The sequence below is a fragment of the Ammoniphilus soli genome (assembly GCF_040813775.1).
The window spans coordinates 1-12075 of sequence record NZ_JBEGDL010000044.1 but is presented as its reverse complement, the minus strand read 5'-3'; the positions used below and the strand labels follow the sequence as shown (position 1 = coordinate 12075).

At 43.2% G+C, this 12075-nt stretch carries 12 protein-coding genes and 1 pseudogene; 3 read left to right on the top strand and 10 right to left on the bottom strand.

Annotated elements, in window-relative coordinates:
* Positions 1 to 161: 161 nt before the first annotated feature.
* From ABLT31_RS34080 to ABLT31_RS34045, 8 genes are all read right to left on the bottom strand, one after another.
* Positions 162 to 443 carry a hypothetical protein gene (locus ABLT31_RS34080; protein WP_367760121.1) on the bottom strand — a complete coding sequence of 94 codons (282 nt, stop codon included), beginning with the start codon at positions 441 to 443 and terminating at the stop codon, positions 162 to 164.
* Positions 444 to 498: 55 nt separating this feature from the next.
* Positions 499 to 1482 (bottom strand): electron transfer flavoprotein subunit alpha/FixB family protein, encoded by a 984-nt coding sequence (locus tag ABLT31_RS34075; RefSeq protein WP_367760119.1) that lies wholly within the window; start codon positions 1480 to 1482, stop codon positions 499 to 501.
* A 13-nt stretch (positions 1483 to 1495) separates the two neighbouring features.
* Entirely contained in the window at positions 1496 to 2263 is a 768-nt protein-coding gene (locus ABLT31_RS34070; protein ID WP_367760117.1) for an electron transfer flavoprotein subunit beta/FixA family protein, read from the bottom strand.
* Positions 2264 to 2323: 60 nt separating this feature from the next.
* Positions 2324 to 3913 carry a long-chain-fatty-acid--CoA ligase gene (locus tag ABLT31_RS34065; RefSeq protein ID WP_367760115.1) on the bottom strand — a complete coding sequence of 530 codons (1590 nt, stop codon included), beginning with the start codon at positions 3911 to 3913 and terminating at the stop codon, positions 2324 to 2326.
* A gap of 55 nt (positions 3914 to 3968) precedes the next feature.
* Entirely contained in the window at positions 3969 to 5111 is a 1143-nt protein-coding gene (locus ABLT31_RS34060; RefSeq protein ID WP_367760113.1) for an acyl-CoA dehydrogenase, read from the bottom strand.
* 89 nt (positions 5112 to 5200) lie between these two features.
* A complete protein-coding gene (locus ABLT31_RS34055; RefSeq protein WP_367760111.1) occupies positions 5201 to 6052 on the bottom strand; it encodes a 3-hydroxybutyryl-CoA dehydrogenase in 852 nt (283 codons plus the stop codon).
* Between the two features lie 39 nt (positions 6053 to 6091).
* Positions 6092 to 8134 (bottom strand): heterodisulfide reductase-related iron-sulfur binding cluster, encoded by a 2043-nt coding sequence (locus ABLT31_RS34050; RefSeq protein ID WP_367760110.1) that lies wholly within the window; start codon positions 8132 to 8134, stop codon positions 6092 to 6094.
* A 537-nt stretch (positions 8135 to 8671) separates the two neighbouring features.
* Positions 8672 to 9325 carry a TetR/AcrR family transcriptional regulator gene (locus ABLT31_RS34045; RefSeq protein ID WP_367760108.1) on the bottom strand — a complete coding sequence of 218 codons (654 nt, stop codon included), beginning with the start codon at positions 9323 to 9325 and terminating at the stop codon, positions 8672 to 8674.
* 548 nt (positions 9326 to 9873) lie between these two features.
* Here ABLT31_RS34045 and ABLT31_RS34040 point away from each other — a divergent pair.
* The 3 genes from ABLT31_RS34040 to ABLT31_RS34030 all read left to right on the top strand — a co-directional run bounded on the left by ABLT31_RS34040 (position 9874) and on the right by ABLT31_RS34030 (position 11234).
* On the top strand, positions 9874 to 10122 hold the full coding sequence (locus tag ABLT31_RS34040) for a hypothetical protein (RefSeq protein WP_367760106.1): 249 nt from the start codon (positions 9874 to 9876) through the stop codon (positions 10120 to 10122).
* A gap of 100 nt (positions 10123 to 10222) precedes the next feature.
* Entirely contained in the window at positions 10223 to 10660 is a 438-nt protein-coding gene (locus tag ABLT31_RS34035; RefSeq protein WP_367760104.1) for a hypothetical protein, read from the top strand.
* A gap of 28 nt (positions 10661 to 10688) precedes the next feature.
* Entirely contained in the window at positions 10689 to 11234 is a 546-nt protein-coding gene (locus ABLT31_RS34030) for a hypothetical protein (RefSeq protein ID WP_367760102.1), read from the top strand.
* 251 nt (positions 11235 to 11485) lie between these two features.
* Here ABLT31_RS34030 and ABLT31_RS34025 read toward each other — a convergent pair.
* A pseudogene (locus ABLT31_RS34025) lies at positions 11486 to 11632 on the bottom strand (HPr family phosphocarrier protein); the annotation flags it as partial.
* A 134-nt stretch (positions 11633 to 11766) separates the two neighbouring features.
* A complete protein-coding gene (locus tag ABLT31_RS34020; protein ID WP_367760100.1) occupies positions 11767 to 11952 on the bottom strand; it encodes a hypothetical protein in 186 nt (61 codons plus the stop codon).
* Positions 11953 to 12075 lie beyond the last annotated feature (123 nt).

Below are 12075 nucleotides of genomic sequence, written 5' to 3'. Positions count from 1 at the left end.
ACTATAAATAACATTTTAAATCCTCCACACGATATAAAGTTAGCGAATAGCGCCAACTCGACTCTATTCGCTATCACAATCGATGGAAAGAATATTACTGCCTTAAAAATTCACTATTGAATACTGACACCGAAAACGGGAAAACTCCTAGCCGTTATTACTTATTTCCATATCGAGTAAACCTGTAGAACTGGTATTGGATGCAAACTTCGAATTCCTGTCATCGTTAATATACGTTCGAACCGAATTTCTCCATCCACTTCAATATTCTCTCCTACTATATGTTTTAATTCAGCATCATTTATTAAAATTGGAATAATCTTCACATGATCCCCGTTTATTTCAACTCCATCAGACATTTCCATAAATGCAATACAGTTAATATTTTTATTTTCACTGTTCAAATAGGGTCTCTTTTTGAAAATTTTGCCCTGGACTCTCAATTATTTTCACCCTTATTACCTACCAATTTGACTTTTCCTGATCAATCGTTGTGGTTTATACTGCAGTTCCGTTCAACACATTTTTAAATTCTTCCGTCAAGAGAGGAACCACTTCAAACAGATCGCCCACGATTCCGTAGTCAGCTATGCTAAAGATGGGGGCTTCTGGGTCCTTGTTGATCGCTACGATGATTTTAGTGTTGGACATACCAGCCAAGTGCTGAATGGCTCCCGAGATTCCGCAGGCAATGTACAAATCCGGAGTAACGACTTTACCGGTTTGCCCAATCTGTAAAGAGTAATCGCAATATTCCGCATCACAAGCCCCGCGGGATGCCCCAATCGCACCTCCCAAAACCCGAGCGAGTTCCTTTAGCGGTTCAAAACCTTCTTCGCTCTTTACGCCTCTTCCGCCGGAAACTACCACTTTCGCTTCGGAAAGGTCGACCCCTTCTACCGCTTTGCGGGCTACTTCCTTTACAACGGTACGCAAATCCTTGATTTCCACCGTAAAGCTTACTTGCTCGGCTGTCAGGCTTGGGTCGGCTTGGACTAACGCAATATTATTCGGACGAATGGTTGCAAAGATCTTTCCATCGATTACGGTTTTCTTTTGGAATGCCTTTCCTGAATAGATAGGGCGGGTAAAGATGATTTCACCTTCCTCCAAGGTCAAATCGATAATATCGGAAACCAATCCGAGGCCCAATCTCGCAGCAACGCGAGGCGCTAAATCCTTCCCTATCGCCGTATGCCCTAAAAGTACCACATCAGGGTTGACTTCACCCCATAATTGAGTCAGTGCTTGAGAAAAAGCATCCGTCGTATATTGGTTCAGTTTCTCATTTTCGACCAGATAGATTTTATTTGGCCCATATTGGGCCAATTCACTGACATATCTCGAATCGCAGCTACCAAATACCGCGGCGATAATTTCTCCGCCTTCCGCTACCTTTTGTGCTGCGGATAAAGCTTCAAACGAAACGTTTCTTAGATTTCCATCACGTATTTCCGCCAGTACAAGAACTTTTCTACTCATGATGATCTCCCCCTTATATTACCTTTGCTTCATTGCGAAGTAGTTGAACAAGCTCTTTGACCTGGCCGCCAAGATCACCGGACAATACCCGACCCGCTTCCTTCTTTGGGGGAAGATATTGTTCAACGATGGCGGTCTTTGCCTTCAAATCCTCAGGACTTAAACCTAAATCATCCGCACTTAACCGTTCCATCGGTTTCTTCTTCGCCTTCATAATTCCCGGAAGGGAAGGGTAGCGAGGTTCGTTTAATCCTTGCTGGGCGGTTACTAGCAAAGGCAGTGGTGCCTCAATGATTTCAGAGTCACCCTCTACATCCCGAACGATTGTCGCCTTCAATCCTTCTACGGTCAAGTTGGTTATCGTAGCCACATGCGGAATATTAAGCTCTTCAGCCAAACGCGGACCTACTTGACCTGCTCCACTGTCTACCGACATGTTACCAGCCAAAATCAAGTCATAAGGGCGATCCTTGATCACGGTTGCCAGAACCTTGGAAATCGTATATTCATCCCCAAACAAGGCTTCATCATCCACGATAATCGCTTTATCCGCCCCCATGGCTAAAGCCGTACGCAGCGCATTTTCTGCGCGTGGAGGACCAACGGTAATGACGGTTACTTCTCCACCGAACTCCTCCTTCAGCTTGATCGCCTCTTCCACCGCATACTCGTCATAGGGATTGATGATAAATTCCACATTATCCTCTTGAATTTGTCCATCCTGGATGGTGATTTTTTCTTCGGTATCAAACGTCTGCTTCAGTATAACTAGCGTGTTCATCGCTATCTCCTCCCACTTTCTTTGTATAATGTAGATTTGAAAGATTCAGCCCGCAGAAAGTTAATTGACCATTCGCTCCTTATCTTTCCAGAAAGGCTCTCGCAGCTCATTCTTTTTAATTTTTCCGGATGCCGTTTTCGGCAGTTCACTAACAAACTGGACCGATTTCGGCGCCTTAAAGTGAGATAAGTTCTCCCGGCAGAATGTAATCAGTTCCTCTTCCGTTAAGGAATATCCCTCTTTGATGACACAAATCGCGTGAGGTAACTCTCCCCATTTTTCATGAGGAATGGCGATAACCGATGCTTCCAAAATGGCAGGGTGCTTATATAAGACGCCTTCGACCTCAATCGTTGAAATGTTTTCTCCACCGCTAATAATGATATCTTTTTTCCGGTCTACAATTTCTACGTAGCCTTCTTCATCTATGGTAGCCATATCCCCTGTATAGTACCAACCGTTCAACATCGATTTAGCGGTTTCCTCCGGTTGCTTCCAATATCCTTCCATAATGCTATTGCCTCGGGCGATAACCTCCCCGATTTCCTTCCCGTTGGCTTTGACTAACTCACCATTCTCGTTGATGACCTTAACCTCTATGTTGATCATGCCTATACCCGCTTTGGTTTTTAGGCGGTGAACGCTTTCAGTTTCCTGATTCAAATGCGGTTTGATATGGGAAACCGTTAGGAAAGGAGCAGCCTCCGTCATGCCATAGACTTGAATGAATTCAAACCCTAGCTCTTCCTCTACGAGCTTAATGAAAGATGGAGGCGGAGCGGACCCTGCAATGACCACTCTGACATCATGTGCAACTTTAGCACCTTTGGATTTCGATCCATTTAATAGCATGTTGAGTACGGTAGGAGCCATGCAAGCAACCGTTACCTTCTCCTTTTCAATTAAATCGAAGATCTTCGGAGGATCAATTTTTCTTAGCATGACGTGCGTTGCCCCCATTCCCGTAAACGAAAAGGGCGTCCCCCAACCGTTTACGTGGAATAATGGCAAAGTATGAAGGAGCGTATCCCGATCCGACACCCTTAAGTGAATGATCGTGTTTAAAGCATTAAAGTATAAACTCCGGTGCGAATGCATCACCCCTTTAGGTCGTCCCGTCGTTCCGCTCGTATAAAGAATCGTCGCAATATCCAGTTCATTCATCACAGGGATGTCGGGTATGGCGGGGAAAGCACTCGCAAGAAGAGAGTCATAGGCTTCCCATCCTTCTCTCTCGGTCTCTTTTTCATAAGGGAGAAGAACAAAACGTTTCACATCTGGCAGTTCATCCTTAACCGCTTCGATCAAGTGGGCCAGCTCCGCATCCGCCATGACCACTTTCGCTCCGCTATGGTTGATCATATAAGCATAATCGGATGGGATTAGCCGGGTGTTGAAAGGAACCATAATGGCTCCAATTTGCATGACGCCATAGAATCCCTCCAGCATTTGCAACGTGTTGGGAGCTAAATAAGCGACTCGGTCTCCCTTTTGTACTCCCATGCTAATGAGCAGGTTCGATAATCGGTTGACTCTTTCTTGGAACTGCTTGTAGGTTAACCTCGTGTCATCCTCAATGACGGCAATTTTTTCAGGATAATTAGTAACCGCTCGTTTTAGAAGATCAGGAATAAATAAATGATGCAGCATGTGGACTCCCCTTCCCATTTTTCACCTGGATTTTTACACATAAAAATCACTACAACTAATCTTTTAGCAGATACCCGCCAATCACCAGACGCTGAATCTCGTTCGTCCCTTCATAAATTTGGGTAATCTTGGCATCACGCATAAAGCGCTCAACGGGATATTCCCTCGTGTATCCATATCCGCCAAAGACTTGTACAGCCTCGACCGTCACTTCCATGGCGGTATCGCCGGCAAACAATTTGGACATGGCGGACTGAAGCCCATAAGGGATACCCTGGTCCTCACGCCAAGCCGCTTGGTATGTAAGAAGTCTGGCTGCCTCAATCTTGGTTGCCATATCCGCTAGCTTGAATTGGATGGCTTGGAGCTTCGAAATCGGTTTGCCGAATTGAACCCGCTCCTTGGCATAGGACACAGCATGGTCGAGAGCTCCTTGCGCAATACCTAGCGCTTGAGCCGCTATGCCATTCCTTCCTCCGTCAAGCGTCATCATGGCCATTTTAAACCCTTCTCCAATTTCACCCAGTAAATTCTCCTTCGGCACCCGGCAATCTTCGAAGATCACTTCGGTTGTAGCGGAGGAACGGATCCCCATTTTTTTCTCTTTTTTGCCTATAGAGAAACCAGGGAAGCCCTTCTCGACGATAAAGGCAGCAATCCCTTTGTGCTTGAGTTCTGGATTGGTCTGTGCAAACACAATATAAATATCCGCATAACCGCCATTCGTAATAAAGATCTTTGAGCCATTAAGGATCCATTCATCTCCCTGCAATACGGCCGTGGTCTTCATCCCTACCGCGTCGGAGCCGGAACCGGGCTCTGTCAAGCAGTATGCTCCCATCCATTTTCCTTCGGCCATTCCCCGCAAATACTTTTGCTTTTGTTCTTCTGTGCCGAATTTATAAACCGGCCAGCCTGCCAAAGAGCAGTGCGCAGACAGTGTGACACCGACAGATGCATCCACTCTGGATAATTCCTCGACGGTCAGGACATAGCTGAGGTAATCTGCCCCCGCTCCACCATACTTTTCTGGCCAAGGAATACCTGTCAAGCCCAGCTCAGCCATTTTCCTCCATATGCCCATATCCCACTGCTCTTCTTCATCGCGCACTGCTGCCGTTGGTGCCACTTCATTTATAGCAAAATCCCTCACCATCTTGCGCATCATGTCATGTTCTTCGGATAATAAGAAATTCAATCTTCTCCACTCCTTTACTATTATTTTTTATGGTAAGATACCCGCTTAAATGGAAGCAGGTATACGATCCATCTAAGGAAGGCTTCTGTTTATTCGTAAGTATAAAATCCTTTGCCTGTCTTACGGCCTAGCCATCCTGCCTTTACATACTTGCGAAGCAGTGGGCATGGACGATATTTGGAGTCGCCTAAGCCTTCATGCAGGACTTCCATAATGGATAAACAGGTGTCAAGACCAATGAAATCAGCCAACGTCAAAGGACCCATGGGATGATTCATGCCAAGCTCCATCACTTCATCGACAGCTTCCGGTGCTGCAACACCTTCATAAACGCAGTAGATCGCTTCATTGATCATAGGAAGGAGGATTCGGTTCGCTACGAATCCTGGAAAGTCGTTGACTTCCACAGGAATTTTCCCCATTTTCCTGGAGAGCTGCTCCACCGCACTGTACACCTTATCCGAGGTGGCTAACCCGCGAATGACCTCGATTAATTTCATCACCGGAACCGGATTCATAAAATGCATTCCGATCACTTGTTCAGGACGACGGGTCACCGCAGCCAGTTCTGTAATCGGCAGGGACGAAGTATTACTTGCCAAAATGGTATGTGAAGGACAAATCGCGTCCAACTGACGCATAATCTCTTGTTTTAACTGTAGATTTTCAACGACAGCCTCTACAACAAAATCAACATCTTTTCCATCGGATAACGCGGTAGAAGGGATCATTCGGCTTAGAATGGCTTCCATTTCTTCCGCTGTCTTTTTCCCTTTTTCTACATCACGGGCAAGATTTTTTCGGATCCTGCCCAGTCCCTTTTCCACCCATTCCTGTTTTACATCATGTAGAATGACTTGGATTTTGGCTTGGGCTGCCACTTGGGCAATGCCGCTCCCCATTTGCCCAGCTCCGATTACCATCATTTTTTCTACAGTCATCTCTACTTGCACTCCCTTATTAGTTATATTGAGGTAAGACTAGAGTGAACGCTCTACAATCTCAGCTATATCCAGCGTCTGGACACGTTCCTCTGCTTCCTGGGCTTTCACCCCATCGTTCATCATCGTCAAGCAGTACGGACAGTTACTTCCAATCGTTGTTGGATTCAAGCGAAGAGCTTGTTCTGTCCGCTCGACATTCACCCGTTTGCCTTGGGTTTCCTCCAGCCACATCATGCCTCCGCCTGCTCCGCAGCACATAGCATCCTCCCGGCTGCGATCCATTTCCAAAATGTTTATTCCCGGAACGGCTCGAAGGATCTCCCTTGGAATGTCATAGATGTCGTTATAGCGGCCGATATAGCAGGAATCGTGATAGGCAATGTCCTCTCTCACTTCCTTTACAGGGTTTATGCGGCCTTCCTGGATGAGACGCCATATCAATTCGGTATGGTGATAGACCTCCGCCGCTAATCCAAATTCCGGATATTCATGTTTGAACGTATTGTAGGCGTGCGGGTCAATGGTGACGATTTTTTTCACCCCGTAAGCTTCAAAGTTCGCTATATTTTCTTGACACAACTGTTGGAACAAAAACTCATTTCCCATGCGCCGGGCTGTATCCCCAGAGTTGCGTTCTTCGTTTCCCAAGATGGCAAATTTCACGCCTGCCTGGTTCATAATCTTGGCAAACGATTGAGCGATTTTCTGACTTCGTTTATCGAAGGAACCCATCGAGCCTACCCAGAATAAGTATTCAAACTCTTCCACTTCATTCACCGTTGGCACCACAAGATCGGCGCGTTCCTCACGCCATTTGATTCGTTCTTTGCGATTAATCCCCCAAGGATTGCTTTGGCGCTCAATATTTTGAAAATACCGGGTAGCCTCATGCGGCATGTTCCCTTCCGTTAACACCAGATAACGACGCATATCCACGATCTTTTCCACGTGTTCATTGGCAACCGGACACTGGTCTTCGCAATTCCGGCATGTCGTACAAGCCCATAGCTCTTCTTCTGTAATGACATCTCCGATTAAGTTGGGCATTTCCACTGTTGCCGCGGCCTCTTGGGCTGCCAAGGAATTGCCGCTAGATCCTATATTTATTGCTGGCATCCACGGATTGCGGGAAGTCACCACAGCGCCCTTTTCCGTCAAGTGATCCCTCATCTTCACGATCAGATCCATCGGAGATAGAGTTTTTCCGGTTCCGGAAGCTGGGCACATATTCGTGCAGCGCCCGCACTCTACGCAAGCATATAAATCAATCAATTGATTCTGGCGGAAATCCTCAATTTTCCCCACTCCAAAGCTCTCTGCATTTTCATCCTCTAGGTCAATGGAGGTTAGCTTCCCTACCGGTTTGGTATCCCTCAAATAAACATTGACCGGGGCAAACAGCAAATGCGCGTGCTTCGATTGCGGGACATAAATTAAAAATGAAAGCAGCGTAAGTAAATGAATCCACCAAAAAACATAAAACAGAATCTGTGCTGCTAAAGGACTGATCCCTTGAAACCAACCGGCTATGATCGTAGAGATCGGTGCAAACGGGTTAAAGCCTTCCGAGCCTAGCCAAACGTGTTCAAATGCTAAGGAGAAAAAGATGGAAAGCATAAGCGTCGTCAAGAAAATAATGACAAGACCTGACTTCAACCCTCTTTTTAACCGCTTTAATTTTTCAATGTATCGTCTATGAAAAGCATAGATAACCGCAAGCAACACAAGGAATGTTGTGACTTCCTGACTTAGGCTAAAATACTGATGAGCTCTCCCTAACGGGTATTCAAAGCCCTTAATAAAGCCCTTCAGAATCAATTCAATGGCTCCAAACTGCAAAATGATGAAGCCGTAGAACATGATGATATGCATCACACCGCTCTTGGGATCCTTCAAAAGCTTTTTCTGACCAAATACGTTGATCAAAAACTCATTTAACCGGACCTGGGTATCCGCTCTCAGGTGTGACTTCTTGCCTAATCGTATGAAAGTCACCCGGGCATAAATGAGTTGTGCAAATAAATAGACGGCGTACCCTGCTAGAAGCAAAAAAACTGCAAAATTGAGTAATGAAAGCAAACTACCAACTCCTCTCCGAAAAGATATCAGAAGCACTCGTTATACAGACAGACCGGTCGGTCTGAGTGCTTGATAGTTAATCATGCTACTTAATTGAATAAGCGAATGGCAGCGTTTTATCTCCTCCCCCTATTAATTTATTAATATAAAGTTACACAACTCAGACAGACCGGTCGGTCTCAGCGGCCTCTAAAAAACTCTGATCTGTGCCAACAGCCCCTCATAAAACCGACTAGACGGTCTGTTTATTTGAATGTAGCCAAAAATAGGGACACAGGAGCCAATAGTCTAGGAAGCCTAGTAATTATAGATATCCCCTCACTACATTCTATTTCTAGTAATGTAAATCTACCAAGTTATTCAGACAGACTGGTCGGTCCGAGTTGCATATCATATAACTGTTAATTTTTACCTATCAACTGATAATCATTGCTCATTCCTAATATAAAATACATATATTTAGAAGTCAACAACTAATTCCTTTTTTCTTAAAATTTTGTAGGATCGTTGTTTATATGTAAAATATCAATATACATTTTACATGTCAAACATACGATTACCCATATTCATCTCTGGAGAAAAAAAGTCAGAAAAAGTATGGGACTTTTTGGCCTCTTCTGTCATAATTGAATTTAATATGAGATCTGCGTAGATGTCTGCGATTTGCTCAATCGAATAGTCGCCATCAGGACGGTACCACTTATAGGTCCAATTTACCATACCAAAAATAGACATCCCAATAATAGGCACAGGCAGGTTAGGAAGAAACTCCCCCCTCTGTATTCCATCATGAATGACACCATAAATCATATCGCGGTATTGATCACGCTTCTTCTTAATCGAATCAGAGTACTCAGGTGATAAGTACACACTTTCTTGATAAAATACCGTCGTATGCGGCTTATAATAAAAGAACACCCTAGCAAACGATTTAATTATATAATACAAGCGTTCTCTTGGGGTATTCCAATTTTCACAGGCTTTCTTGGCATTATCTACGGCATAGGTAATAAAGGCATCATGTATGGTATAGAGCAACTCGTCTTTTGACTTGAAGTTATGATAGAAGCCTCCTTTGGAGGTCCCGCTTTCCTCTACGATTTTATTTACACCCACTCCGTGATACCCATGTTTTTCAAATAGATATAGCGCGGTTTCAATGATTTTATCCCGAATTGATTTTTCAGCCAACTTTCTCCCCTCCCTTCCATCTGTAAATCATTGTATATGATTTTTCTTTCTTTTACTATAGCTTGTATTATAAAAAAAGAAAACCCTACGCAAAACTGGGGAGTCGTGAGACATAAACACCTAAAAGGGAGGCATAGTTAATAGTTGCCTTCCTTTTAGGTCAGAATATCCATCGAATTGGGGTCATTAGATACGTCAATTTCCGCGTATTATAGCACACGTCAGCATCATCCGCCTATCGGTATCTTAATTTTACATATTCCTAAAGGAATATACTTAATATATCCATTGTATACTCTGTTTTAAAACTTAGACGGAATTAATAACACAATAAAGGATTTGACGTACCCCCCCCATCGAATTCTTGGAGTAAGGATTTTTTTAGGAGGTACGGAACATGGCGAGAAAATTTAAACAAACACAACAGGAAACGAAATACTTTAGACCGGAATTTCACCAGTGTCCACACTGCCAATCTAAACTAGAATATTGCCATGCAGTTTCGTAAAACTGTTGTTACTCTTTAAGGGGTATTTAAAATTGTCAATATGGGTTACCGTTGTGGGAATGATCAGCGCTCCAACCGCGAGACCGTCTATCGTTCAGCCGGAGCAGAAAGTTACAGTATGAAATATGTCACCTTTGGAATGGATGTTTTGGCTCTTATTGGTCAATTGCGTTTTAAAGAGCACAAACATCGTGGTGAAATTGCGGAAGAACTTCTTCATCGTGGGATTAAAACATCCGAGCGAAACGTTCAAAAGCTATTCTTTGCTCCTCCGTACCAGTCTAAATGATCATGTAAAACAAGCATTATTACAAGTAGTCAAAGATCATAAAGGCATTGTTTTATCGATCGATGGTGTTCAACCCGAAAAGTGAAATGAAACTCTTTACGTGATTCGTGAAGTATTAAGCGGAACGGTTGTCGCTGCAAAGAATGTGAAAAGCAGTTCTACTACTGAGCTAAAAGAATTTATTCAACCTGTGTTAGACCTGGGTTTTCCGATCCTTGGTTTTGTTAGTGATGGGCAACTTTCTATTCGTAAGGCGATTAAGGAGTTAAGGCCAAACCTCCCGTATCAATATTGCCAATATCATTACCTCAAGGATATTGCAAAACCCGTGGTAGATAAGGATCGAAAATTAAAGACTTCCATAAAGAAAGATCTTCGCGGAATACGTGCAGTAGAGAAAAAAGCAAACACATTAGAAACCTTGGAGGATGGGAAGGCTCCATTAGATTTACCGGGCATGAAGGTATACGAGAGAACGAAAGAGATTCAAGACTCTCTAGAAAAATGTCTGGTAAAAAAGGGGCTCTCCTCTACTTGAAAGTTCGTTCAGAGTAGTCAGTAAAGTAATGAGTTGCTCCAATGAATACAAAGAAGCAAGATGGCATAATCGGATCATTCAGATTGCCCTCATATTAGCACCTGCAAAAAATAAGACAGGAAAAAGTGTGGAAAAAAGATTAAATCAATATCTGAATCAAACCCAAAAGAAACTCAACAAAGAACAGGATCAGCCTTTTGTTAAAAACCTGATGAATTACAGCAAAGGATTCTGGAAAGGTCTGTTCACTTGTTACGATCATCCACTTGTCCCTAGAACAAATAATGACTTAGAGTTATTTTTTCGAGAAATTAAGAGAGATCATCGGAGAATTACAGGATTACGAAGCTGGAACCGTTACATTATAAGACACGGAGAGAATGTTGTGCTGACCGCAGACGCTATCAAGGATAAAAACATTCAACTCCGCATCATGTCCATAAATTATGAAACGTATAAAGAGGTTAAACATCAGTGGGAGAATCGAACACTGGAACATACAAAGCATCTACGCTTTAAAAAGGATCCCAAAAAGTTTCCAGCCAATTTGGAAGAAAGATGGCTTAATGGTTAATTGCGCTAAATATTCCGTCTAAGTTTAAAAATAATTGCTTTTTTCATCTTCGTGCGAACCTTCAACATTTTAAACAATAGTACATCTGACACTCTCCAAACTGGAACATTAATCAATTATACTAGTAAAGGAGCGAAAAATATTTGATCCAAAGATTTTCAACTGGTTCACCTTGCTATTCCTCTTTTAACAGCTTCGCTAATTTATTCACCGCTTTAGCCGCGTCATGTGCCTTTTCCGGTAAAACAACGCTAGAACCCCAAAATCATAGTTCCAATGATACTCTTGGCATTCAACCTTTGATTTCTTTTCTCAACATATAACTCCGATAAGAATTTGTTGGCTTCTTGAGTAAAGGCAGCAGCTGGACGAGCTGTGAAACCATTTCTTAACTTAACTAATACTGTTTCCTTATCATTTGTAGTTCTCCTCGTGAGTAAAAACGAGCTTCTTTACTATTAAAATTTGTCCAAATGACAGTTATATGTTCCCAACCATGGACATTCTGGTTTGTATTTTACATTTTCCTGATTCAACAAAATTCATTCTGAGCTATACCGATTTCGAGAGCTGCATTAGCAAAAGCCAATACGACTTGAGGAGCTACTCTTACATCAAATGGTTTAGGGATCACATAGTCAGAGTTAAACTCTTCTTCAGGTATTAAAACGGCAGCCTGTTTCATCGCTTCATTTATTTCTAAAGCCCGAATATCCAACACCCCCTTATGGGACCGAGGGTCGTGCGCAATTAGTTACAGACTCGTTTAATACCGTTACAAAATTAAGGTTTTGTTACTGTATTATGTTGTTGAGAAGACAATACCTATATAATGCAGTGA

Excerpts from the sequence above, each read along its gene's own strand:
- ABLT31_RS34075 (WP_367760119.1), bottom strand. The coding sequence starts at position 1,482 with ATGAGTAGAAAAGTTCTTGTACTGGCGGAAATACGTGATGGAAATCTA.
- ABLT31_RS34070 (WP_367760117.1), bottom strand. The coding sequence starts at position 2,263 with ATGAACACGCTAGTTATACTGAAGCAGACGTTTGATACCGAAGAAAAA.
- ABLT31_RS34065 (WP_367760115.1), bottom strand. The coding sequence starts at position 3,913 with ATGCTGCATCATTTATTTATTCCTGATCTTCTAAAACGAGCGGTTACT.
- ABLT31_RS34055 (WP_367760111.1), bottom strand. The coding sequence starts at position 6,052 with ATGACTGTAGAAAAAATGATGGTAATCGGAGCTGGGCAAATGGGGAGC.
- ABLT31_RS34040 (WP_367760106.1), top strand. The coding sequence starts at position 9,874 with ATGGGTTACCGTTGTGGGAATGATCAGCGCTCCAACCGCGAGACCGTC.
- ABLT31_RS34030 (WP_367760102.1), top strand. The coding sequence starts at position 10,689 with ATGAGTTGCTCCAATGAATACAAAGAAGCAAGATGGCATAATCGGATC.